The organism is Henriciella marina DSM 19595 (assembly GCF_000376805.1).
GTDB classification, from domain to species: domain Bacteria; phylum Pseudomonadota; class Alphaproteobacteria; order Caulobacterales; family Hyphomonadaceae; genus Henriciella; species Henriciella marina.
The window spans coordinates 2883542-2906638 of sequence record NZ_AQXT01000002.1; the positions used below are offsets into that span (position 1 = coordinate 2883542).

The window sequence follows — 23097 nt, forward strand, 5'->3', positions numbered from 1 at the left end:
CGCGTGCGTCCCCCCACCCAGCCTGCGGAGTGGCCTGTAGGGCCCGCTGGACACGTCCCCGTCTGGCGGGCCCGTTTGTATTTAGGCGCTATTCGCTTTTTGCCGACCCCGACATGAAGCCTCTCACAGCGTCGGCCGCGAGGGTGAACTGCGCAAAGCTCGCATTCGCCGATGACAGCGTATTCAGTTGCTGCACCAGGGCGCGCCGGTCACTGTCGCGCTCCTTCAGCCATGGATCGACGCCGCCAGCGACAAGCGCATCTGCCGTCGCCTGTGCCTGATGGCGGCGAAGGTCCTCGACCAGCCTGCGGGTCGCAAGACGCTCCCAATAGTTCGCTGCGTCGATACCGTTCATCGCATCGTGGCGCAGCCTGTCGAGCTTCAGCGTATCTCCGAGTTTCATGTACGCGCTGAGGGCCTCGTCGGTTGATGTGGCCGCGCCCGTTGTAAGTATCTGCAGCTCCACACCGACAGGGCGAAGCGGCATGGCGGCTGCTGTGGCCGCAAAGTCCCGCTCCAGCCCGGCATTGGTGAGCGCGGTGACGCGCTTGCGGAACTGCTGGGCCTCGAACCCCTCAAGCGAGGTTTCGAGGGCGCTCTCCAGTGATCCGAAGACACCGCTATATCTCTCGACGGCATCCTGCACTTTAAGATCAGGCGCGCTGCGGAGGAGGGCGGCGGCCGTGTCGGCGACGGCTTCTGCGCCAAGCTGTTGAAGCTCGGTTTGCAGGCTGGCGCGGACCTTGTTGTCCAGCCTGTGGATGTCCTCGCGATAGTTTGGCAGGCCGAGCAGGGTGGCGGCGGTTTCGAATGCGCGGCAAATATGTGCATTTGACGCGCCTGTGCGTTCGCGAAGCCGCAACAGCATGAGCGGCCCGCCGGCATCGACCAGCCGGTTGGCGAGCACCGTTGCGATGATTTCACGGCGAAGCCGGTGCGCCTCCATGGCGTCTTCATATTTGTGCAGTGCGGCCGGGAAGTACCCTTCCAGCGTCTGCCAGAAATAAGGATCATCCGGCACGTCTGAGGCAACGATGTCATCGAAGAGCGTGATTTTCGACCAGGCCATGAGGACCGCAAGCTCTGGCCGGGTCAGCCACTGCTTGTTCTGGGCCCGCTCGGTCATTTCCGATGTCGCCGGAAGGCCTTCGACCTGCCGGTCCAGCTCATCGCGCCCTTCCAGATAGCCCATCAGCCTTTCATTGGCCTGATGGTCCCGGGCAGCCGTCGACTCAGCCAGCGTCAGCGCGCCGGTCTGGGAATAGTTATGCGCCAGCACATGCGCGGCGACATCATCGGTCATCTCCGCCAGCAGATGGTTGCGCTGGCCACTCGGCAGGGTGCCACGCCGCATCGCTTCAGAGCAGAGGATCTTGATATTGACCTCATGGTCAGAGCTGTCGACGCCGGCTGAATTGTCGATGGCGTCGGTATTGATACGTCCCCCATGCTGGGCAAACTCGATTCTGCCTGCCTGTGTCAGGCCAAGGTTTGCGCCCTCGCCAATGACGCGGGCTTTCAATTCCCTGCCATTGACGCGGATCGTGTCGTTCGCCCGGTCGCCAGCATCGCCCTGTGTTTCCTGCGAGGATTTCACATACGTGCCGATCCCGCCGAACCAGAGCAGCTCGCAGTCGCTTTTCAGCAGGGCATGGATCAGCTCGTCAGGTGTCGCTGTATCCGATTTCAGGCCCGTTATCTTTTTCATCGGATCGCTCAGCGCAATAGATTTCGCGCTGCGCTCGAAGATGCCGCCGCCTTCTGAAATCAGGGATTGGTCATAGTCCATCCAGGATGAGCGCGGCAGGTCGAACATGCGCTTGCGCTCTTCCCAGAGGCGCTCTGTGTCCTGCGGGTCCGGGTCGATGAAGATGTGCATGTGGTTGAAAGCCGCCGTCAGGCGGATCTGCTTCGATAGCAGCATGCCATTGCCGAAGACGTCGCCCGACATGTCGCCGCAGCCGATGACGGTGAACGGCTCGGTCTGGATGTCCTTGCCCATTTCGCGGAAGTGGCGCTTGACCGCTTCCCATGCGCCGCGCGCGGTAATGCCCATCTTCTTGTGGTCATAGCCAGCAGACCCACCAGAGGCGAACGCATCGCCCAGCCAGAAACCATGTTCGAGGCTGATCTCGTTGGCGATATCAGAGAAGGTCGCTGTGCCCTTGTCGGCGGCCACGACCAGGTACGGGTCATCGCCGTCCCAGACGACGGTGTTCGCCGGCTCGTGCACATCGCCATCGATGAGATTGTCGGTGAGGTCCAGGAGGGAGTTGATAAAGGTCCGATAGGCCGAAATGCCGATATCGCGAACCTCTTCGCGGCTCGCCCCGGCCGTCGGCGTTTTCGGAAAGAACCCGCCCTTCGAGCCCACAGGCACGATGACCGCATTCTTGACCTGTTGGGCTTTGACGAGGCCGAGCACTTCTGTGCGGTAATCGTCGCGCCGGTCAGACCAGCGAAGCCCGCCGCGCGCCACTTTGCCAAAGCGGCAATGAACCCCTTCGACCTCCGGGCTCGCCATGAAAATCTCGCGGAAAGGCTTTGGTGCCGGAAGGTCCGAAATTTCCTGGCTGGCGATCTTGAAGCTGACGAATGGATGCGGCGTACCATCGGGGCGGCGCTGCCAGAAATTGGTCCGCTGGATCGCCATGATCAGGCGCGTGATGCGGCGGATCACGCGGTCCTCATCCAGGGAAGACACCTCATTCAGGCGTGCTTCGATATCGAGGCGCTTGCTCTCGGCCTTCTTCGAGCGGGTTTTCAGATCCTCCGCCGTCGTGGGGTCAAACCGGATTTCGAAGAGGTCGAGCAGGGCGCGGGTCAGGCCAGGGTGGCGCTGTAGGGCCTCGATCTGCGTGCTGCGCGCCGGGTCCATCCCCGACTGGTGGCGATAGGCGCAGAGCGTGCGAAGGAGCGCCGCTTCCCGCCAGCTTGAGCCAGCTGTAAAGATGAGACCGTTGAACCGGTCATTCTCGGCCCGCCCGTCCCAGATAGCGACGAACGCCTCTTCGAAACGCGCGGCCACTTCTTCGATGTCGAGCGCCGAGGCGTCACCGCTGCGCATCTTGAGCGAATGGATCCAGTATGTGTCCGGGCTATCTGCTGAGGGTTTGGTCTCTGGTCTGACCGGATAGCCGGTCTCGAAATCGACGAAGAGGCCCATATTCTCGAAGACCGGCACACAGTCGGAAAGGGCAATCGCGCCGCTGCGTGAGTAGATCTTGGCCGAAATTTCGTGATCGCCCGCGCCATCCGGGCGGAAGGCCCGCAGGCGGATGGGACGCTGAGGGGCGAGATCGCGGATCGCCTCGACATCGGTCAGCGCTTCGCGCGGGGCAAACGCCTCCCTGTAGGCGGCATTGAAGCCGCCGCGAAACGCATTGGCTTTCTCGAACGTATCATCGGGCAGGCCAAGTTCGGTCAAAGCCTCGCGGAAAGCATCGTCCCAGGTCCGCGCGATGGCCGTGACATCGGCCTCGAGCGCTGTCAGGTCGGGCTGCACCGACCCGTCGGGCAGTTCGATGAGCAGGTGGACACGCGCCAGCGGCGAGGCATCAAAGCGTGGCTGGAAGGAGATGAGCCGCCCCTTGAAGGCCTCGGTAATATAGCTGCTGATGCGCTCACGAACGGCGGAATCATAGGCGTCCCGCGCGACGTAGACGAGCACGGAGACAAAACGGTTGAACCGGTCCCGGCGCACAAACAGGCGCGTTCTCGGCCGCCCGACCAGGTGCAGCGCGCCCTGAAGCAGCGGAATGAGCGTGTCGGCATCGGCCTGCAAAAGCTCGTCACGCGGCCAGGTTTCCAGGATATTGGAAAGCGCCTTGAAGTCGTGGCTGCCTTCAATCGCGCCCGTGGCTTCCAGGACGCGGTCGACGCGCTTTCGCACGAGCGGAATGTCCTGGACGCTCTGATTATAGGCTTCGGCTGTATACAGTCCGAGAAACCGTGTTTCACCGACGACATTGCCGTCAGCGTCGAGATGTTTGACCCCGACATAGTCACAGAGGGCGCGGCGATGGACGCGCGAGGTGAGCGTCGATTTCGCAACAATGATCGGATTGGGCTCTGAAAGGAAGACGCCGATTGCCGGCGTCAGCATCAGCGGCTCGGCGCCGCGCCGCAACACGTTACGATCCTCGTCGCGCAACAGGCCAAGGTTGGAGCCCTCCACCATGATCGGCTCTTCCGGCAGTACCGTGCCGTCATCTGCGGTCTCGAAGCGGTAGTCGCGCACGCCCAGAAAAACGAAATGCTCGTCGGCCAGCCAGTTCAGGAAAGCGACCGCTTCCTTGAAGGTCTCTGTGGAACTCGCCGCATCATTGGTCAGCCGGTCGATCTCGGTCTGCATCCGCGTCTGCATTGGGCCGAAATCGGCAACGGCCATGGCAACATCGCGCAGGGTCGCCTCTGCGCCATCCTTTAACGCCTTGCATTCGGCCGCGCTGAGAGCGGGCACATGTATCTGGATCAGCGACAGGCGGACGCCTTCGCTGGTGCTAATAATGGGATGGAAGAGGGCGCGCACTTCAAAGGCCTGCTCGGCGCAGAGCCCCAGCAGGGAATCGACCAGGAAAGGCATGTCCCGCGTGACCGTTTCAAGCACGCTTGTACCTGTCAGGCGGCCATCATCGCCGCGCCCGTCGCGCACCCTGATACCTGCCGTGTCGCCGGAATAGGTCGCCGCGAGCTCTGCAATACTTGCCGCCTGGGCTTCGATGTCCTCATCGGACAGGAAGTCCAGATGCTCTGTCTCAGCAGTGTCCCTGAAATTCTGCAGGATATCTTTCAGCCGCACATCGCCGATGGCTGAGGTGTCGCTATGACCGGCATCCGACATGTCGAAGCTCCTGCTTGGCTATAGCCGCTTCTATCTGTCCCGAAAGGCGGGGGCCAGTCTCCTTCGCACGCTGCAGGTGCGAAGGAGAAAGGTCGTTACTCTTCGGTTTCGCCGGAAAGCGCAGCCGTCAGTTCGCCAACCTTCTCGCTACGGAAGGCCGCGCAGAGGTTTGCCGCTTCTTCTGCCTGGGCAAGAGAGCGCTCATAGCCGGGGATTGCATCGCTGTTGGCAGTGAAGAAATCGCGGCTTTCGGCAATCTTGTCGGCTTCGCAGAATGACGCGACCGCGCCAGCTGTCTGCGCCTTGCGGATTTCCGGGGTGCGCGCAATCACGTCGCTGAAGCTTGCCTGATAAAGCGCCCAGGCCTTGTCGCGGTTGGCTTCATTGTTCAGCGATTGCTGCATGACCGACCAGGCTTCCTGACCCTGCCAGTCTTCGCCGCTCATCTCCTCATAAAGCGCTTCCAGCTGAGCTTCGTCGACATTCTGCGCAAGGACGGCCAGCACGATACGGCGTTCACGCTGGGCATCGGTGGTGCGGGCATAATCCAGCGCGGCCTCGTAGAAGTCCTCGCCGCCCATTTGCGTGCCATACTTCATGGCTGCGGCGAATTCTTCAGGCGAGACGGCGGACGGGTCAGGCTCGCCCTCGACGCCGACAAAGGCGGCAGCCCTTTCGGCGAGCGCGGCGCGCTCGTCTTCCATGTCGCCCATTTCGAGCAGGCCGCCATAGAGATCGTTGAGGAGCAGGGTTTCGCCCTGATCGAGATCATCTTCGCGCGCTTTCAGGGCGTCATAGACCGGGCGGTAAGTGGCTTCAGCCCAGTCGCTCATGGCGCTGCGATCTTCCTCGGGCAGGCTCGAATAATATCCCGTCGCCCTGGAGATGGAGGCGCTTGCAACGTCCCACTCCGCCGTCGCGCCTGCCTCCAGCGCTCTCAGGACGGCCGACGCCGGCGCATCGCCTGCGCGGAAGGCCGCCGTGACACTATCGAGAAGGGAAAGCTGCTCGGCCGCGGACAGGACATCGAAATTCTCGATCAGCGCGTCCCAGTTTTCGGTCGACGTGGTGAAGCGCCAATAGCCGCCCGTCGCGTTCGGCATGACCCAGTCGGCGCAACCCGTTTCCAGCGGGAACTCTGTGACGGTGTCTGTCAGCATTTCGCGCACGACCTCGTCGCCCGCAGGGCCGGACACACGCATCGCAAATGGGACTTGCCAGGTCTGGCCATCCGGATTGATCTCGGAGCCGAGCGGCGCGTAACGCTGCTGGCTGACCGTGATCAGGCCGGTCTCGTCCTCACTGCAGGTTGCCTCGACATTGAGATACGGAATGCCTGGCTGGAAGATGAAGGACCGGAAGCTCTCGACGACGCCGGTATCGCCGCTGCCATCGGCCAGCGATTGCATGAAGTCGTCGACATTGGCGGCATCGTCTTCGAAGCGCTTCATGTGAAGACGCATGCCTTCGCGAAATTCTTCGGCACCAAGATAGGATTCGAACATCGCCAGGACATGGCCGCCCTTGGAATAGGTGATCCCGTCAAAGGCGTCATTGATGTCGGCATTGCGCTCGATCGGGTTACGGATCTGACGCGCATTTTTCAGGCTGTCTGAGCCCATGGCGGCAAGGCCGCGGCGCTGCGGCGCGCGGTCATAGCCCTGGTCTGGATAGATCTCGTCCATCGTCTTGTAGCTCATCCAGGTGGCAAAGGCCTCGTTGAGCCAGATGTCGTTCCACCATTCCGGCGTCACCAGATTGCCGAACCACTGGTGGGCAAGCTCATGGGCGTGCGTCGTCAGGATGCCGCGGCGGCGGTCGATCGACGTGCGGTCAGACACCAGCAGCGCGGCTTCGCGGTAGATGATCGCGCCCGCATTCTCCATTGCGCCATAGGCAAAGTCCGGCACCGCGATGATGTCGAGTTTCGCGTAGGGGTAGGGATAGTCGAAATAGGTTTCCTGCTGGTCCACCATCTCGTCGGTGATATCCATCGCCACTTTAAGCTGGTCGCCTTTGCCCGCCGGGGCAAAGCCACGGAACGGCACCTGCTTGGCGCGGATGGAATTGGCCGGCAGCGGCGCGCCTTCGCGCATGTCATACGGGCCAACGGCCAGCGCGACGAGATAGGACTGGATCTGGCGCGTTGCGGCAAAGGAGTGCTTCACCATGCCATTGTCGAGCTGGGTGGTGCCGGTCAGCGGCGCGTTTGCAATCACCTGATTGCCGGTCGGCACGGTAACGGTCAGCGTCCAGGGCGTCTTGAAGCGTGGCTCATCGAAGCCTGGGAACATGCGGCGCGCATCGATTGGCTCCATCTGCGTCGCAAGATATGGGCGGTCATTCTGGGTCGCCTTGTAGAGGCCTGCGAGACCCTTATTGTAAGGCGCGGTATACTCGATGACGAGCGTCGCCTTGCCCTCTGGAACGGTCTCGGCGAAATCGATCTTGGAAACCCCGCCATCAGCCAGCGCGCCTTCGAACGTCCCCTCGATCTCGGTGCCATCCTCAAGCCGAACAGTTGCGCTTTCAATCGTCTGCTCAAGCGAATGCAGCCAGATGCGGTCGTGCGGCGCGCTCAGGCGGATGTCGATTTCGGCGGTGCCGGAAAAGCTGTCGGCGGCCGGGTCAGTGACGAGGTCCAGCCGATAGGCCGTCGGTGTGACGCCATCGGGCAACTGTCCGGCAGGCGGTGTCTCAAGACTTACGGGTTCATTTTCAGCAGACTGGGCGACATCTGCTTCGCCCGCATCATTGGGTCCGCAGCCTGCCAGAAGCGCAAGGCTGGCAGCGGTTGCTAGGATGGATGTTTTGAACCTGTTAAGCGACATGCATAAGTCTCCGGGCAGCAAATGAATTGACCTAGGTAATGCGGGCACTCATCGCGCAAACTCGTTGCCGGGAAAAGGTCTGAACTGGAATGAACGTATCCAGAAAGGAAGCTTCATGAAACGTCTCTGGCACTGGCCGCTTGATCCAGGGGGCAGAACCGTGCGTCTGGCGCTGGATGAAAAGCGCGCCGAGACGGACCTTCGCACCTGCCGTCCCGGCGCCCCGATTGCTGAGCTGCCTGACCTGCCGCCGGGCACCGAGCTTCCCGTCTTGATGGACACGTCCGGCGAGCAGAAGATTACCGCGTCCGGCACGCACGCCATCCTTGAATACCTTGAAGGGCTGGAGGCTGGCCCGCGCCTCATGCCGTTTTTGGCCAAGGACCGGGCCGAAGTGCGCCGTCTCTGGCAGTGGAGCGAAACCTCCTTCGGTGAGGTCAACCGCACGCTTCTGGCAGAGCGCGAAAACCAGTGGGTCCGGCGCTCGAAACAGTCCGACACCGCGCGCCTTCGCGAGGGTATCCATGCCCTTAAAAGCAAGATCGCCTTCCTTGAGGGCCTTGCCGGCATGCGCCCCTATATGGCGGGCCGCACGCTCAGCCTCGCTGACCTCTCCATCGCCGCGCACCTCTCGGCCTATGACTATTTCGGCGACGTGCCGTGGGACCTGACGCCAGACCTCAAGCAATGGTACGCCCGCATGAAATCGCGCCCCTCTTTCCGTCCGCTTCTGGCCGACAAGGTGGAAGGAACGCGCCCGCCGCGCCATTACGCCGATCTCGATTTCTAGATGGCTGCGCCTGCCGAGCCCCTTGAAGACTGGCTGAAGCAGGCCGCGCTGGACCTTGGCTTTTCAGACTGCCGGATCACCCGCGCCGATGAGAGCTGGGAAAACGGCGAGCGGCTGGGAGACTGGGTCGAGGCAGGCCGCCATGGCGAGATGACGTGGATGGAAGCAACGCTGGAGCGGCGCAAGCATCCCACGAACATGTGGGCCGATGCGCGCTCTGCGATCATGCTGTCGGTCAATTACGGGCCCGATACCGACCCCCTCGAAGCTCTCAAGGAGACCACGCACGGCAATATCTCGGTCTATGCGCGAGGCGCCGACTATCACGATCTCATCAAGAAACGGCTGAAACAGCTCGCCCGCGCCTTCGCCGAAAAGTCCGGCGCCGAAGTGAAGGTCTTCGTCGATACCGCCCCGCTGATGGAAAAGCCGCTCGCCGCCAGGGCAGGGCTCGGCTGGCAGGGCAAGCACACCAACCTTCTCAGCCGTGAGTTCGGCAACTGGCTCTTCCTCGGCTCGATCCTGACAGCGGCAGAGCTCGAGCCCGATGCCCCGGAAGTCGACCATTGCGGCTCCTGCCGCGCCTGTATCGACATCTGCCCGACGCAGGCCATCACCGCGCCCTATCAGCTCGATGCGCGCCGCTGCATCTCCTATCTGACGATTGAGTATTCAGGCCATATCCCGCACGAGTTTCGCGCCGCCATGGGCAACCGCATCTATGGCTGCGATGACTGCCTCGCCATCTGTCCCTGGAACAAGTTTGCCAGCCGCTCTGCCGAACAGAAGCTCTGGGCCCGGCCTGAGCTCAAGCTGCCTGAGCTTGCAGAGCTGGCCGCGCTCGATGACGCCGCTTTCCGGGAGGTGTTCACAGGCTCACCCATAAAGCGCACAGGCCGGAACCGGATGCTCCGCAATGTGCTTATAGCGATCGGGAACAGCGCTGATCCGTCACTGGTCGAAGGCTCGGTGATCCCCCACCTTGATGACGGCGATGCGATTGTGCGCGCCGCAGCTGTTTGGGCACTATCCCGCCTTGATAAGGCCCGGTTTGACGCAGAAAAGGCGCAGCGCCTCGCAGGCGAAACAGATGAGCAAGTGAGCGCTGAATGGAACGAGACACCGGCATGAGTGAGAGCAAAGACCGCGGCCCGGTTCTGCGATGGGCGCTCCGCATCCTGAAAGTCTTGCTGGCGCTGTTTGTGCTCGTGCACGTCTATGCCTTCTCCCTCAAATGGGTGCCCGTGCCCGGCACCATATTGATGATGCAGCGGACGATTGGCGGGGAGAATTTCCGCCGTGTCATCGTCCCGCTGGAAGACATCTCGCCCATTCTCGTGCGTGCAGTGATCGCCGCTGAAGACACCCGCTTCTGCACCCATGACGGGATCGACTTCGAAGCGGTGAATCAGGCCATCGAAGAGCGCCGCGAGGGCCGCTCGCAACGCGGCGCCTCCACCATCACCCAGCAGACCGCCAAGAACACTTTCTTCTGGAATGGCGGCGGCTTCGTACGCAAGGGCGGCGAGGCATGGTTCGCGCTTTTCACCGACGCCGTCTGGGGCAAGCGCCGCGTGATGGAGCAATACCTCAACACGATCGAATGGGGCGACGGCATCTTTGGCGCAGAAGCCGCCGCGCGCGTGCGTTTCGGCAAGCATGCCAGCGACCTCACCGAGCGCGAAGCGGCCTTGCTGGCCGCGGTTCTTCCCAACCCGCACGAATGGCGCCTCGACCCGCCCGGCAACTATGTCAGCGGCCGCGCCGGCACGCTGCAGTCGCGGATCCGCGTTGTCGCCGGCGATGGCCTCGCAGACTGCGTGCTGGCCCCATAGGGGCTCACCGGCTCAATTGCACTCGGCCTTCCGGCTGGCCTCGGACAGCATGCCGACAGCCGCATGCGCGCCCTGCCGCTGATAGGATGTATCTTCGCTGACCGCGTCCCGGATGACCCCGCGCGACGGCCCGCACCCCTCTGCAAGGATTTCCTTCACCTTCGGGTCCATTGCTTCGATCTGGAAGTCCGCAAACGCCTTCGCGGCCATGTCCGGCGTGTCTGCAAAGCCTGCACGGGCAGGCCCGGGGACCGCATCTGGCGTGTCATCGCACCAGGCCGGCCGGTCCCGGCCAAGCCTGCTGCAACGAAAGGCCCGCAGAGCGCCTTGCGCTCGTTCTTCGCGATCTGCAAAGACCGGCAGGTCCAGCTCCGGGACGCCCGGTCCGCTCCCCGCCATCTGGTCTGCGTCCACAGCCTCATCTGGCCGGGCAATAATGGGCGACTGGATGGTGGCACTGTCGTCCGGGGAAGGTGCGCCAGAAGGTGCAGGCGGCGTTTGCGCCCGTGCCCGCTCAGCCTGGGGTGGAGGGTCCTCTTCCGGCGCCTGTTCTTCTTCTTCCGGCTCAGGCTCGGGTCTTGGCGGCAGGTCGACCAGCGTCACGGGGATGATGGCACGGGGATCATTGTCTGGGCCGGGAGCCTTATGCGGCAGGCTCAACAACAAGGCGACAAGCGCGCCATTCACGCCGATAGAGGCCAAGACCGGCCAGCTGCGTCTCACCACATGCCATGGCGAGACAGCGCCCAAACCGCTCAGTCCTCGCGTGCCAGCCGCTTGGCCTCACGGATATGCCCGCGCAGGACCAGCGTGTTGATATCTTCCGGATCAAGCAGCAGCGCCCGGTTCACATCCATCTCGGCAGCCGGGAGGTCATCTGTCTCCAGATAGGCCTGCGCCCGCATCTGCAGCGCGTCGACCGTGTTCGCCAGCACCAGCGCGGCATCGAGATCGGCAATCGCCGCCTCATACTGGTCGGTGCCGAGATAGGCCGCCGCCCGGTCCGTGAGAATGGCCGGGTCGTCTGGCGAGAGCTTCAGCGCATTGGTCAGGGCAATGATGGCCGCATCCGGATATCCCGCGACCAGCCAGGCATTGCCGGCCTGCGCCAGATAGGTCGCCCGGTCGCCAAGGCTGCCTGCATCCGGCGCATTGGCGAGCTCTTCCAGACGGGCTGCCGCCTCGCGGTATTCGCCAAGCCCGATCAGTGCCATCGCATTGCAGTAACGTGCCGCCGGGCGCGCGCCTTCGCCGATCCAGCGCAGACTGTCCTCAAGCGCGGTCTCAGGCTCTTCGCGTGAGAGTTCGATACAGTCATTGAGGCGGGCGCGTTCGGCGCGCACAATATCAGCGCTTGCTGACTGTGAGACAGGAATCGCGGCGAGCAGGAGAGCAATATAGGCTGACAATTTGGAATCCGGTCCCCGAAATCTACTGTAGTGCCGGAGTAATAGGCCGGCTCAAGGTGCGCAAATGACAGTTGCTTCACGCAAACTCTTCCTGATCGGCCCCGGTTATTCGGCCCGCCAGCTGGCAAATGTCTGCAAGGCACATGGCGGCTGGGCGATTTTCGGCACCGCCCGCAGCGCCGACAAGTCCGCTGGCCTTCGCGACGAAGGCATTGAGCCTGTCCGGACAGATGACGCCGCCGCCATCGCGCATGCCAGCAAAGACAGCCACTTCCTCATCTCGACACCGCCCGGCGATACCGGCTGCCCCGGCTTTGCGTTGGCGGGCCAGCATGCCGGAGAGGCGGCCTCGGTCACCTACCTCTCGACCACCGGGGTCTACGGCGACCTTGATGGCGGATGGGCGTTTGAATGGCTGCCAGCCAATCCCGGCTCGGACCGGGGACGAAAACGCGGCGATGCCGAAGCCCAGTGGATGGGCGTGCGCCCAGATGCCCGCATGATCCGCCTGCCGGGCATATACGGGCCGGGCCGCTCGCAGATAGAGCGGCTGCAGTCTGGCAAGACAGAGCAGATGGTAAAGCCGGGCCAGGTCTTCTCGCGCATCCACCTCGAAGACCTCGCCTCAGGCCTCTATGCCCTGCTGACGCGCCCGCACCTTTCCGGCGTCTTCAATCTCTGCGACGATGAACCGGCACCGCCTGAAACCGTCATGGATTTTGCCGCAGACCTCATTGGCGTGGCGCGGCCCGAACACGTCACGCTGGACGAGGCGGACGCCAGCGCCATGGCGCGCAGCTTCTATTCCGAATGCAAGCGCGTGCCCAATGCGAAGCTGAAAGCCGCCACGGGCTGGCGCCCTCAATACCCGACCTATCGAGAGGGCCTCACGGCGATCTTCAAGGCTCAGTAAAACTGAACAGGCCGATTAATCTTGGGGCCGTGGAATTGATTGGTGATTGGTCGTCCTTACCTCAGTGTGCAAGACAAAGCGCAGCAAGCAAGGACTGACCCCTCATGAGCGATCCGACCTACACCCCCCCGAAAGTCTGGACCTGGGATACTGAAAGCGGTGGCCGCTTTGCCAAGATCAACCGGCCCATCGCCGGTCCGACCCATGATAAAGAGCTGCCCATCGGCAAGCACCCGATCCAGCTCTATTCGCTCGGCACGCCAAACGGCGTCAAAGTCACCATCATGCTGGAAGAGCTTCTGGCCGCCGGTCACACGGGCGCCGAATACGACGCCTGGCTGATCAATATCGGTGAGGGCGACCAGTTCAGTTCCGGCTATGTCGACCTCAACCCGAACTCCAAGATCCCGGTCATGGCCGACCATACGACGGACCCGGTCACCCGCGTCTTCGAAAGCGGATCGATCCTCATCTATCTGGCTGAAAAGTTCGGCGCCTTCCTGCCGAGCGACCATCACAAGCGCACCGAAGCGATCAACTGGCTGATGTGGCAGATGGGCTCGGCGCCCTATCTCGGCGGCGGTTTCGGCCATTTCTACGCCTATGCGCCAGAGAAATATGAGTATCCGATCAATCGCTTCGCCATGGAAGTGAAGCGCCAGCTCGACGTGCTCGACCGCAACCTCGCCGACCGCGAATATATGGCAGGCGACGAATACTCCATCGCCGACATGGCGATCTGGCCCTGGTATGGCGCGCTGGTGAAAGGCATTGTCTATGATGCCGGCGAGTTCCTGCAGGTCCACGAATACAAGCACGTCATCCGCTGGACTGACCAGCTCGCCGAGCGCGATGCTGTCCAACGCGGCCGCATGGTCAACCGAACCTTCGGCGACCCGAGTTCTCAGCTCCGCGAACGCCACGAGGCCAGCGACTTCGATACGAAGACGCAGGACAAGGTCGAAGGGTAGCGCGTGCGGTCTCGATCTATTGGCCTGCTGCTGGGGGCGACAGTCCTTGCCTCATGTGGCAGGCCGTACGGGCTTGAAGAGGCGATCGAGACCTATGAGCAACACGCTCCATCGCTTGCCGAGGTCGCTTTTCAGCGGGTCGATGCCGAGGATATCGATGGCCTCAGCTTCGAATATGTAGATATTTATAAGGGCGGGGATGGCGGCGCTGATCGGATCGTTTTCACCTTGAAGACGTACGGGCTTTCAATCGGCGGTCGCACGGTGGGATTGGTTTATGCCCGCTCGATTGATCCGGCGGACTATCAGGCTCCGGGTAATCAGCTTTTTCGAGAGTGTGACGCCGCCGCGATCGCAGCGGCAGATGCACTTTCCAATGGAGCGATAAGCTGCCGTCTGGATGAAAGTTGGCTCGCATTCCAGATCTCCGATTAGGCAGTTCGTTATGGAAGTGAAGCGCCAGCTCGACGTGCTCGACCGCAACCTTGCCGACCGCGAATATATGGCAGGCGACGAATACTCCATCGCCGACATGGCGATCTGGCCTTGGTATGGCGCGCTGGTCAAAGGCATTGTCTATGAGGCGGGCGAATTCCTGCAGGTCCACGAATACAAGAACGTCATCCGCTGGACCGATCAGCTCGCCGAGCGCGCTGCCGTCCAACGCGGCCGCATGGTCAACCGAACCTTCGGCGACCCCTCCAGCCAGCTCCGCGAACGCCACGACGCCAGCGACTTCGACACCAAGACGCAGGACAAGGTGGACGCGGCGGAATAGGCCCCACCCCAACCCTCCCCGCAGAGCGGGGAGGGGGATGGCGTCCCACACGGTTTCAACGTCTGCCCCGACGCCCTCGTGGTCCCATAAATCCTGAAAGCAAACGCCTCCGTCTTCGCCCCCTCCCCTCTGGGGAGGGTTGGGGTGGGGACTAGCGTGATACGCCGCCTTATCCGGCGCACGCAAAGAGGCGGACATGGTGAGCGAAGTCGAACCACAAGGTCGTGCGCGCTTCCGCTCAAACCCTCACGGGAAGCCGTCCCTATCCGGTAGGACAAATCAAATCCATCCCCCGCCATCATGCGCGCCCCTAAACTTGGCCCATGATCTCCCGCCATGAGCTTCAGCGATATCACGCCTTCGTGCCCGTCCTTTGCTGGCCGGTGCTATGGCTGAATCTCGCCCGCCTCTGGGCAACCATCACGCATTGCCGGGAAGAGGGACGCCGTGGTCTCGGCTACCGGGTCTTTCGCAATGGCACGATCGTCATCGACCATATCGGCGACAGCGCGGCCGAGCGTCTGGCGCGCTGCCCGCTTGGCGAGGGTTTCGATTACACGCCCTGGACGCGTCTCCTGCCGATCGACCTCGGCGTGCTCGGCGCGTTCTTCACCTGCGACACCGCAGAAACACCGCCCAGACACCATGAGTGCACTATCCAGGCGCCCTCCCTGCACCAGACCCTCGCCCCGCCATGACACGCCCCAAAACCCTGAATTTTGAGCGTGCGACACCGATGACTTTGCGAGTCAGCGGCCAGAGCAGCTGGATTTATCCGGAAGGAGGTAAAATTCGTCGAGATGGCTCTTGATCTCTTTTGTGAAGAAACCGCGAGTAGGAGTTCAATTCGTTAATTCCCATCCGGTTCTGCCGGGCGACCTGATCAGGGATCGGGACGCCTGCGCGCTCCAGCTGCCAGAGAATTTCGCCCCGGATTTCTGATTGATCATCGTCCGGATTCGGCAAATTCCATCGCGTTCCATCATGACGGATGACTTGGAGCGGCACGAAGATGGGGCCAAGTTGGACGCGCGTCCATCGCGAATACGGCTCATAACGAGAGTAGCGCCCAAACCTGTAAACGAAGACGCCGCGCCGTCGAAAGTGCAGTGTGCGAGACCATCGAAGACTGATCAGAGCTGCGCCGACCGCGATAAAGCCAAGCACGGCGCCCCAGCTGAGCTCCCGGTCATTGGCGGTCTGCACCAAGGCGATGAAGAACCCAAGGCCGATGAATATAACGCCGACATACCAGCTAACCGATGCTCTCAATTCCCCATGGCGGCGCGGCCAGATCTTTTCATCGATCTTGCGCGCAAGGCGCATGGCCGCCCCGCTATTCAAGCCCTACGCCGCCGCGTCGGTGTTCACAGCGAACGGATCATAGCTGAGGATCTGGCGAAGCTCGCCGAATAGGGCGTTAAGCCGCCCGTCAGGTCGTTCCGGCTCGCTCTTCATGACGCCGGCTCGATCAGGTCCCAAAGGTTTTCGAACGGATCTGCGAAGACGACGACCTTGCCATAAGGCTCACTGCGTGGGGCCTCACGGAAGTCTACGGCGTGCGCCTTCATCCGTTTGTAGGCGGCGTCGAAATCCTCGACCTCGAGAAAGAAGCCAACTCGCCCGCCGGTCTGGTTGCCGATGGCTGTGCGTTCAAGGTCGTTCTTGGGCTGAGCCAGCAGGATTGCAGTCTCGGCGCCCGGCGGGGCGACGCGTACCCAGCGTTTGGTATCGCTGAGGCGCGTGTCTTCAAGCAGGTCGAAGCCGAGCGCGCCGATATAGAAGGCAATCGCCGTGTCATAATCGGGGACGACGACTGTGAAGGCGGAGATGCGCGCCATGTCAGGCCGCCTCGTCCGTATTCACCGCGAACGGATCATAGTTCAGGATCGGCGCGAGCCAGCGTTCGCAGGTGCGCTGATCCCAGCCTTTGCGCTTTGCATAGTCCTCGACCTGGTCGCGTTCGATGCGGCCAACGGCGAAATAGGCGCTGTCTGGATGGGCAAAGTAGAGGCCTGAGACCGATGGCGCCGGGCTCATTGCAAAGCTGGAGGTCAGCGAGACGCCGATACGCTCTTCAGCCTCGAGAAGCTTGAAGATCAGCTCTTTCTCGGTGTGGTCTGGCTGGGCCGGGTAGCCGGGGGCAGGGCGGATGCCGCGATACTTTTCCTTCACCAGGTCATCGACATCATAGGCTTCGTCTGCGGCATATCCCCAGAGCTCTTTCCTGACCTTCTCGTGCATGTATTCGGCCATCGCCTCGGCAAACCGGTCGGCCAGGGCCTGGACCATGATGGCGGAATAGTCGTCGCCTTCATCCTTGAACTGTTTGGAGATCCTGTCGGCTTCTTCGCCGGACGTGACACAGAAAGCCCCGATATGGTCATTGCTCTCAGCGATGAAATCCGACAGCGCGAAATTGGCTTTCTCATTGGTCTTCTTCATCTGCTGGCGCAGCGTATGAAACGTTTCGCCGGTCGACAGCTTGATATCGTCGCCCGCGCGGCTCGCGCCCCAGAAGCCGATAACGGCTTTAGGCTTGAACCAGTTTTCGCCGAGCAGTCGCTGCATCATGACTTGCGTATCGCGCCAGAGATCGCTGGCCGCCTCGCCGACTTTCTCGTCTTCGAGGATTTGCGGATACCGCCCGGCAAGATCCCAGCTCATGAAATACGGCGTCCAGTCGATATAGTCTTTCAGCTCCGAAAGGTCGAAATCATCAAAGGTTTTCACGCCGGTAAAGCTTGGGGCCGGCGCGGATGGCTCATCTGTGTTGAAGGCCAGCTCGCGTGCCTTTTCGATTGGCAGGCGCGGCGTTGGCGGGCCGCCCGCGCGGCTCTCGCGGATGCGGTCATAGCGCGATTTCGTGGTGCCCCAGAGGGTCTCGCGGTCGGCCTCGTTCATCATGGCGCTGACGACGCCCACCGCGCGGCTGGCATCGCTGACATGGATGACGGGCGCCGAAGGAAAGACCGGATCGATCTTGACGGCGGTGTGGGCTGGCGATGTGGTGGCCCCGCCAATCAGCAGCGGCAAGTGGATGCCCTGGCGCTCCATCTCGGCGGCGACGAAGACCATCTCGTCCAGCGACGGCGTGATAAGGCCGGAAAGCCCGATCATGTCGGCCTTCACTTCGATGGCTTTTTCGAGGATTTTCTCGGCTGGGACCATCACGCCCATATCGATGATGTCATAGCCGTTACAGCCGAGCACCACGCCGACGATGTTCTTGCCGATATCGTGGACGTCGCCTTTTACCGTGGCGAGGACGACCTTGCCATTGGAGACCTTGTCGAGGCCAAGCCGCTTCTGCTCTTCCTCGATATAGGGCGTCAGATGGGCCACGGCGGCTTTCATGACGCGGGCCGATTTTACGACCTGCGGCAGGAACATCTTGCCGGCGCCGAAAAGGTCACCGACGACATTCATGCCGTCCATCAGGGGACCTTCAATGACGTGGAGCGGGCGCTCGGCCTTCTGGCGGGCTTCTTCTGTGTCCTCGACCACAAACTCGGTGATGCCCCGGACGAGCGCGTGTTCGAGACGTTTTTCCACCGGCTGCTCGCGCCAGCTCATATCCTTCTTCTTCACCTCGCCCTTCTGGCCGCGATACTGTTCGGCAAGGTCGAGAAGGCGTTCGGTCCCGTCGTCGCGGCGGTTGAGGATCACGTCCTCGACGGCCTCGCGCAGCTCTGGGTCGATGTTGTCATAGATGTCGAGCTGGCCGGCATTGACGATCGCCATGTCGAGCCCGGCAGGAATGGCATGATAGAGGAAGACCGAGTGCATGGCCCGGCGCACGATTTCATTGCCGCGGAAAGAGAAGGAGACGTTCGAAAGACCGCCGGAAATATGGCAGTGTGGGAGGTTCGCGCGGATCGCCTTGCACGCCTCGATAAAGTCGACGGCGTAATTGTTGTGCTCTTCGATGCCGGTGGCGACAGCGAAAATGTTCGGATCGAAGATGATGTCTTCGGGTGGGAAGCCAACCTCTTCGGTCAGCAGCTTGTAGGCGCGGGTACAGATCTCGATCTTGCGTTCGGCGGTGTCGGCCTGGCCGTCCTCATCGAACGCCATGACCACTGCGGCAGCGCCATAGGCCATGACCGTGCGGGCCTGCTCGAAGAACTGTTCCTCGCCTTCCTTGAGCGAGATGGAGTTTACGATGGCTTTGCCCTGCACGCATTTGAGGCCAGCCTCGATCACGCCCCATTTGGAGCTGTCGATCATGACCGGCACGCGGGCAATGTCGGGTTCGGCAGCGATGAGGTTGAGGAAGGTCGTCATGGCCTCGACACCGTCGAGCATGCCTTCGTCCATGTTCACATCGATGATCTGGGCGCCGTTCTCGACCTGCTGGCGCGCGACATCGACAGCGGTGTCGTAGTCGCCCGCCTTGATGAGATTGCGGAATTTCGCGGAGCCGGTGACGTTCGTGCGCTCACCGATATTGATGAAGGTCTGGGAGGCTGTGGAATTTGTCATTACTGATCCTGTTCGGGATCCTTTTTACTTGGGTTCACGATGTCGAGCAGACGCCCGGAAATGTAGAAGGCCGTCGCGGCGCTCACGCCGCCAGCCAGGCTGAGCCATATTCTGGCTGGGTCCTCAAAGGCGGCGCTGGCCGCATAACGGCCGAGCAGATAGGCAACTATTGCGATTGCAAAGCAGATGATGAATTTGAGGGCTGGTTTCATGCCATCCTCTGGCGGCGCCCGCTGTCGGCAGATGACCAGAATCCAGACCGGACCATCGGTCTTCCTGTCACCGGCCGGTTGTAAACATAGGCCCATGCCTTGGCGCAGGGCCGCCCGAAATCATCGACGATGGAGACTTTTTCGCGGCGGTAAAGCGCATCACGCGGTTCGGCCGGGCGCACGCCTTCAAAGGCATCAAGTTTGCGCGCAATCCGCGGATGATCGAGCCGGTAGAGCATGCCGTGGCAGAGGCCTTTCTGGCGAACGACGCCGGGATACTCTCCCATGTCGAACATAGTGCCTTTGAAGCGGCACGGGCCCAGAAACTCGCCATGGCGCTCCAGGTCGAGGCCCCTGGGTCCGCCAGGCGCGCCCTGCTTCAGCAGGCCGTAAAAAACGAAGTGGTCTCCGGCAGATACAGGCGGTGCAATCATTTCGCGGCCTCCTGAGGGCGGGTCATGCCGGGGAGCCCGTCTATGCTCGCTGCGTTGGATACGTAGAACTTCTCGTCGACCGCATCGCCATGCTTTTCATAGGCATGGTCCCATGTGCGCTTGAGCTGGTCGCGCTCGCCCTTGAAGTCATAGAAGGGAACGCCCCATCCGCAGCTGTCGGATACTCTGTCCACATTGATCGTGACGATGGCGCGGGCTTTCTCGAAGTTGGGAAAGAGTTTCATCAGGTCTGCGAAACGGGGATCATCGAGCTGGACCGCCTCGCCCTTACCGTAGAGCCTGACAATATTCGCCTTGCCCTCAAAGGCGCAAAACATGACCGTGATGCGCTGATTTTCCTTGAGGTGGGCCATCGTTTCGATGCCGGACCCGCCGAGATCTAGCCAGGCGACCGTCGTCTCGTCGATGACGGCGAAGCTGTCATATCCCTTGGGCGAGACATTCACATGCCCATCGGGCGACAGCGGCGCCGTCGCGACGAAGAACATTTTCTGTGCCTTGATGAACTCGATGAGCGCGTCATCAAGCTTGTCATATGTCTTACCCATATTTTCCTCCGTCAGCTTGCAAGCTGGAACGGTTCTAACCCGGAGAGACGCATGGCGCGAGGTGGTTCGGCGACCTTTCGGGGGGCTTTGCCCTTCACTGCACCAGAAATGGCCTTGATATGCGGCGGTGTCGTGCCGCAGCAGCCACCCAGCACGTTCACGAGACCGGATTTCGCCCATTCCTCAAGCTGCGCAGCCGTTTGCTCAGGCAGCTCGTCATACTCGCCAAACTCATTCGGCAGGCCAGCGTTCGGATAGGCGATGACCCGCGTGTCCGCGATCTTGGAGATCGCCGCGATATGTGGGCGCATCATTTTGGCGCCGAGCGCGCAGTTGAGCCCGATCGCCCATGGCTGTGCATGGCGGACCGAATGCCAGAAGGCCTCGGCGGTCTGTCCCGAAAGTGTGCGGCCGGAGGCATCGGTAATCGTGCCGGAGATGATGACCGGGATGTCTTTGCCGGTCTCTGCGCGAAAATCCAGAAGCGCCTTGATGGCTGCCTTTGCATTCAGCGTGTCGAAAATCGTCTCTATGAGAAAGAAGTCTACATAAGGCGCCATGGCATGCGCTTGCTCGAGATAGGCGACGCGGACATCGTCGAACGTCACTTCCCGGTAGCCGGGATTGTTGACGTCTGGCGACAGTGACAGCGTCTTGTTCGTCGGCCCGATCGCGCCGAGCACGCCAACCGGCTTGTCGGCTGCGTCAGCGGCTTGCCGGGCGAGTTTTGCGCCAGCTTCGGCGATCTCAGCTGCGATCGATTGCATGTTATAGTCACCCTGCGCGATGACGGTCGCGCTGAACGTGTTGGTCTCGATGAGATCAGCACCGGCGACGATAAACTGGCTATGGATATCGCGAACCGCATCGGGTTGGGTGAGGTTCAGGAGATCATTATTGCCCTGGACGGGGCTTTCCCAGTCGGCAAAGCGCTCGCCGCGGAACTGTTCTTCAGAAAAGCTGTGTTTCTGGAGCATCGTACCCATCGCGCCGTCGAGGATCAGGATCTCGTCCTTTGCCTTGGCGCTGAGCTGGTCGATCAGTGTGGTGTCTGACATCAGGCGGCCTCCGCCGTTGCGGGTTTGAGACCGAGCAGGTGGCATGTCGAAAGCGCCAGGTTTGCCCGGTTCAGGGTGTAGAAGTGAAATTGCTCGACGCCGCCATCTGCCAGCTTGTGACAAAGTTCTGCGGCAACGTTCGCGGTGATCAGGTCGCGTGTATCGGCGTCGTCATCGAGGCCCTCATAAAGCTTGTGCAGCCAGTCCGGCACACTGGCACCGCACATCTTCGCAAATTTCTTCAGGCCATTGAAGTTCGGCTGAAGCATGATGCCCGGAACAAGAGGGATTGTGATGCCTGCGGCACGCGCCTTCTCGACGAACTCGAAATAGATTTCTGGCTCAAAGAAGAACTGGGTGATGGCCCGGTCTGCGCCTGCATCCTGCTTGCGCTTGAGGTGGGCAAGGTCGGCGTCCCAGCCGCGCGAGTCCGGATGGGGTTCCGGGTAGCAGGCGACCGAGATCTCGAACACTTTACCAAGATCAGGGCGGTGGGCGCGCAGGTCGGTGACAAGGTCGACGACATTTGTGTAGCGGCCTTCAGGCTGCGCGAAGTCGTCATCCTGCGGGGCGTCACCGCGCAGCGCGACAATGTGGCGGACGCCGGCCTCGTAATAGTCTTCTGCCGTCTGCAGGACCTCTTCACGCGGTGCCCCGACGCAGGTCAGGTGCGCGGCCGGTGTCAGGCGGGTGTCGGTGACGATCCGCCCGACGGTTTCGTGGGTACGCGCCCGCGTCGACCCGCCAGCGCCATAGGTGACCGAGACGAAATGCGGTGCCATCGGCTCCAGCCGGCGCACGCACTCCCACAGGCGTTCATCCATGGTCTCATTCTTCGGCGGGAAGAATTCGAAGGAAACATTCGGCCTCTTTTCGGCCTGCCGGGTGGCAACAGACAGATGGCTCATGCGGCGACTTCCTTTTTGTCTTGTGATTTGCGGGCAGACCAGATGAGGACAGCGATCCCCTGATCGAGGTCTTTTGGCGGCTCGAACCGCATGACATCGTCGAGGTATAGTCCGGCCTGGTCGGCCCAGTAGGTCATATTGTCTTCGCGAATGCCAAGCCGTCTGTGGCCAAAGGCTTCGCGCATGAATTCGTGATTGTGCTGGGCGAAATCGACGATGATCAGCTTGCCGCCCGGTTTGAGGATGCGGCTGGCCTCACGTACGACTTTCTCGGGTTCTTCAAGATAGTGCAGCACCTGGTGCACGATGACGATATCGGCGCTGGCGGTTTCAAACGGGGTCGAGGTGACATCGCCCTGCCGGACCCGCGCCTGCGTAACGCCGGCTTCTGACAGCTTTGAGCGGGCCAGGGTCAGCATCTGGTGCGAAAGGTCCAGGCCCTCAGCTTCCTGGGCGCGATCCCCGAGAAGGGTGAGCATGCGGCCAGTGCCGGTGCCGAGATCGATCACGCGGCGATAGGGGCCCGGACCAATTGTGCGCAGGATCGCGGCCTCGATGAGTTCATCGGGATAATGCATCGAGCGGATGTGATCCCAGTCCGTCGCGATCGAGCTGAAATAGGCTTCAGCTGAGGCCTGGCGGGCCTCGCGAACCGCTTCCAGCCGCGAAATGTCATTCGGGAAGTCGCCCGTCTCTTCGTCGATCAGCGCGAACAGACCATCGAGCAGCGCGCCCGCCCAACCGGATGCCGGCAGGCGATAGAACACCCACGCCCCTTCTGGAAGGCGTTCGGTGAGACCGGCAGATGTCAGCGTCTTGAGGTGGTGGGAAAGCCTTGGCTGGCTCTGGCCGAGCACAGTCACAAGCTCTCCAACGGAAAGTTCGCCATGCCGCAATAGCGCGAGAATGCGCAGGCGGGTCGGTTCGCCTGCGGCACGCAATGCTTCGACAATGGACGGCGAACCCTGTTTCATATCAGCATATAAACATGCCTTTATATGAATGACAATATGCAGCCTCTGGTGTGGCCTCTGGAACACCAATTGCGAACAAGCGCCTTA

20 protein-coding genes and 1 pseudogene are annotated in these 23097 nt (G+C 61.7%); 8 read left to right on the top strand and 13 right to left on the bottom strand.

Going from position 1 to position 23097, the window contains the following annotated elements:
• Positions 1–88 precede the first annotated feature (88 nt).
• The gene (locus F550_RS0114395; RefSeq protein WP_018149278.1) at positions 89–4843 is read right to left on the bottom strand and encodes an NAD-glutamate dehydrogenase; all 4755 of its coding nucleotides are present in this window, start codon (positions 4841–4843) and stop codon (positions 89–91) included.
• 95 nt (positions 4844–4938) lie between these two features.
• Positions 4939–7674 (bottom strand): M1 family metallopeptidase, encoded by a 2736-nt coding sequence (locus tag F550_RS17990; RefSeq protein WP_018149279.1) that lies wholly within the window; start codon positions 7672–7674, stop codon positions 4939–4941.
• A 115-nt stretch (positions 7675–7789) separates the two neighbouring features.
• On the opposite strand from F550_RS17990, the gene F550_RS0114405 reads away from it, so the two are divergent.
• The 3 genes from F550_RS0114405 to mtgA are packed head-to-tail and all read left to right on the top strand — an operon-like array spanning position 7790 to position 10299.
• Positions 7790–8464: a glutathione S-transferase family protein gene (locus tag F550_RS0114405; RefSeq protein ID WP_040501163.1), complete on the top strand. Its 675-nt coding sequence runs from the start codon at positions 7790–7792 to the stop codon at positions 8462–8464.
• Positions 8465–9595 (top strand): tRNA epoxyqueuosine(34) reductase QueG, encoded by a 1131-nt coding sequence (gene queG / locus F550_RS0114410; protein WP_018149281.1) that lies wholly within the window; start codon positions 8465–8467, stop codon positions 9593–9595. It begins immediately after the preceding gene.
• A complete protein-coding gene (mtgA, locus tag F550_RS0114415; RefSeq protein ID WP_026180803.1) occupies positions 9592–10299 on the top strand; it encodes a monofunctional biosynthetic peptidoglycan transglycosylase in 708 nt (235 codons plus the stop codon). The genes queG and mtgA overlap by 4 nt, the downstream gene beginning before the upstream one ends.
• A 12-nt stretch (positions 10300–10311) precedes the next feature.
• On the opposite strand, the gene F550_RS0114420 is transcribed toward mtgA, so the two are convergent.
• Together F550_RS0114420 and F550_RS17995 are read right to left on the bottom strand one after the other, a co-directional pair.
• A complete protein-coding gene (locus tag F550_RS0114420; RefSeq protein WP_026180804.1) occupies positions 10312–11001 on the bottom strand; it encodes a hypothetical protein in 690 nt (229 codons plus the stop codon).
• Between the two features lie 53 nt (positions 11002–11054).
• Positions 11055–11708, bottom strand: coding sequence for a tetratricopeptide repeat protein (locus tag F550_RS17995; protein WP_018149283.1), 654 nt, complete (start codon positions 11706–11708; stop codon positions 11055–11057).
• Between the two features lie 64 nt (positions 11709–11772).
• Here F550_RS17995 and F550_RS0114430 point away from each other — a divergent pair, with 64 nt between their 5' ends.
• The 5 genes and pseudogenes from F550_RS0114430 to F550_RS0114450 all read left to right on the top strand — a co-directional run bounded on the left by F550_RS0114430 (position 11773) and on the right by F550_RS0114450 (position 15068).
• Entirely contained in the window at positions 11773–12621 is an 849-nt protein-coding gene (locus tag F550_RS0114430) for a Rossmann-fold NAD(P)-binding domain-containing protein (protein WP_018149284.1), read from the top strand.
• A gap of 104 nt (positions 12622–12725) precedes the next feature.
• Complete coding sequence (yghU, locus tag F550_RS0114435; protein ID WP_018149285.1) at positions 12726–13592, top strand: glutathione-dependent disulfide-bond oxidoreductase; 867 nt, start codon at positions 12726–12728, stop codon at positions 13590–13592.
• Positions 13593–13595: 3 nt separating this feature from the next.
• Positions 13596–14027, top strand: coding sequence for a hypothetical protein (locus tag F550_RS0114440; RefSeq protein ID WP_018149286.1), 432 nt, complete (start codon positions 13596–13598; stop codon positions 14025–14027).
• Positions 14023–14370: pseudogene (locus F550_RS0114445) on the top strand (glutathione S-transferase C-terminal domain-containing protein); the annotation flags it as partial. The gene F550_RS0114440 and the pseudogene F550_RS0114445, both read left to right, overlap by 5 nt.
• Before the next feature lie 323 nt (positions 14371–14693).
• Positions 14694–15068: a hypothetical protein gene (locus tag F550_RS0114450; protein WP_018149288.1), complete on the top strand. Its 375-nt coding sequence runs from the start codon at positions 14694–14696 to the stop codon at positions 15066–15068.
• A gap of 73 nt (positions 15069–15141) precedes the next feature.
• Here the strand turns inward: F550_RS0114450 and F550_RS0114455 are convergent, their stop codons facing one another.
• The 9 genes from F550_RS0114455 to F550_RS0114500 all read right to left on the bottom strand — a co-directional run bounded on the left by F550_RS0114455 (position 15142) and on the right by F550_RS0114500 (position 23010).
• Positions 15142–15696 carry a hypothetical protein gene (locus tag F550_RS0114455; protein ID WP_018149289.1) on the bottom strand — a complete coding sequence of 185 codons (555 nt, stop codon included), beginning with the start codon at positions 15694–15696 and terminating at the stop codon, positions 15142–15144.
• A gap of 128 nt (positions 15697–15824) precedes the next feature.
• Positions 15825–16211: a VOC family protein gene (locus F550_RS0114465; protein ID WP_018149291.1), complete on the bottom strand. Its 387-nt coding sequence runs from the start codon at positions 16209–16211 to the stop codon at positions 15825–15827.
• 1 nt (position 16212) lies between these two features.
• Positions 16213–18855, bottom strand: a complete 2643-nt coding sequence (gene metH / locus F550_RS18000; protein ID WP_018149292.1) for a methionine synthase — start codon at positions 18853–18855, stop codon at positions 16213–16215.
• On the bottom strand, positions 18855–19067 hold the full coding sequence (locus tag F550_RS0114475) for a hypothetical protein (RefSeq protein WP_018149293.1): 213 nt from the start codon (positions 19065–19067) through the stop codon (positions 18855–18857). Before F550_RS0114475 ends, metH begins: the two co-directional genes overlap by 1 nt.
• Positions 19064–19501, bottom strand: a complete 438-nt coding sequence (locus F550_RS18005; protein WP_018149294.1) for a gamma-glutamylcyclotransferase family protein — start codon at positions 19499–19501, stop codon at positions 19064–19066. Before F550_RS18005 ends, F550_RS0114475 begins: the two co-directional genes overlap by 4 nt.
• The gene (locus F550_RS0114485; RefSeq protein ID WP_018149295.1) at positions 19498–20070 is read right to left on the bottom strand and encodes a pyridoxamine 5'-phosphate oxidase family protein; all 573 of its coding nucleotides are present in this window, start codon (positions 20068–20070) and stop codon (positions 19498–19500) included. Before F550_RS0114485 ends, F550_RS18005 begins: the two co-directional genes overlap by 4 nt.
• An 11-nt stretch (positions 20071–20081) precedes the next feature.
• Positions 20082–21128, bottom strand: coding sequence for a homocysteine S-methyltransferase family protein (locus F550_RS0114490; protein WP_018149296.1), 1047 nt, complete (start codon positions 21126–21128; stop codon positions 20082–20084).
• Positions 21128–22036, bottom strand: a complete 909-nt coding sequence (metF, locus tag F550_RS0114495; RefSeq protein WP_018149297.1) for a methylenetetrahydrofolate reductase [NAD(P)H] — start codon at positions 22034–22036, stop codon at positions 21128–21130. The genes F550_RS0114490 and metF overlap by 1 nt, the downstream gene beginning before the upstream one ends.
• Positions 22033–23010 carry an ArsR/SmtB family transcription factor gene (locus F550_RS0114500; protein WP_018149298.1) on the bottom strand — a complete coding sequence of 326 codons (978 nt, stop codon included), beginning with the start codon at positions 23008–23010 and terminating at the stop codon, positions 22033–22035. The genes metF and F550_RS0114500 overlap by 4 nt, the downstream gene beginning before the upstream one ends.
• Positions 23011–23097 lie beyond the last annotated feature (87 nt).

What these genes read in the sequence shown, in the direction of transcription:
- F550_RS0114490 (WP_018149296.1), bottom strand. Translation starts at nt 21,128, where the DNA reads ATGTCAGACACCACACTGATCGACCAGCTCAGCGCCAAGGCAAAGGAC.
- F550_RS0114450 (WP_018149288.1), top strand. Translation starts at nt 14,694, where the DNA reads ATGATCTCCCGCCATGAGCTTCAGCGATATCACGCCTTCGTGCCCGTC.
- F550_RS0114455 (WP_018149289.1), bottom strand. Translation starts at nt 15,696, where the DNA reads ATGCGCCTTGCGCGCAAGATCGATGAAAAGATCTGGCCGCGCCGCCAT.
- yghU (WP_018149285.1), top strand. Translation starts at nt 12,726, where the DNA reads ATGAGCGATCCGACCTACACCCCCCCGAAAGTCTGGACCTGGGATACT.
- F550_RS0114430 (WP_018149284.1), top strand. Translation starts at nt 11,773, where the DNA reads ATGACAGTTGCTTCACGCAAACTCTTCCTGATCGGCCCCGGTTATTCG.
- F550_RS0114500 (WP_018149298.1), bottom strand. Translation starts at nt 23,010, where the DNA reads ATGAAACAGGGTTCGCCGTCCATTGTCGAAGCATTGCGTGCCGCAGGC.
- F550_RS0114465 (WP_018149291.1), bottom strand. Translation starts at nt 16,211, where the DNA reads ATGGCGCGCATCTCCGCCTTCACAGTCGTCGTCCCCGATTATGACACG.
- F550_RS18005 (WP_018149294.1), bottom strand. Translation starts at nt 19,501, where the DNA reads ATGATTGCACCGCCTGTATCTGCCGGAGACCACTTCGTTTTTTACGGC.
- F550_RS0114395 (WP_018149278.1), bottom strand. Translation starts at nt 4,843, where the DNA reads ATGTCGGATGCCGGTCATAGCGACACCTCAGCCATCGGCGATGTGCGG.
- F550_RS0114475 (WP_018149293.1), bottom strand. Translation starts at nt 19,067, where the DNA reads ATGAAACCAGCCCTCAAATTCATCATCTGCTTTGCAATCGCAATAGTT.
- F550_RS0114405 (WP_040501163.1), top strand. Translation starts at nt 7,790, where the DNA reads ATGAAACGTCTCTGGCACTGGCCGCTTGATCCAGGGGGCAGAACCGTG.
- metH (WP_018149292.1), bottom strand. Translation starts at nt 18,855, where the DNA reads ATGACAAATTCCACAGCCTCCCAGACCTTCATCAATATCGGTGAGCGC.
- F550_RS17990 (WP_018149279.1), bottom strand. Translation starts at nt 7,674, where the DNA reads ATGTCGCTTAACAGGTTCAAAACATCCATCCTAGCAACCGCTGCCAGC.
- mtgA (WP_026180803.1), top strand. Translation starts at nt 9,592, where the DNA reads ATGAGTGAGAGCAAAGACCGCGGCCCGGTTCTGCGATGGGCGCTCCGC.
- queG (WP_018149281.1), top strand. Translation starts at nt 8,465, where the DNA reads ATGGCTGCGCCTGCCGAGCCCCTTGAAGACTGGCTGAAGCAGGCCGCG.
- F550_RS0114485 (WP_018149295.1), bottom strand. Translation starts at nt 20,070, where the DNA reads ATGGGTAAGACATATGACAAGCTTGATGACGCGCTCATCGAGTTCATC.
- metF (WP_018149297.1), bottom strand. Translation starts at nt 22,036, where the DNA reads ATGAGCCATCTGTCTGTTGCCACCCGGCAGGCCGAAAAGAGGCCGAAT.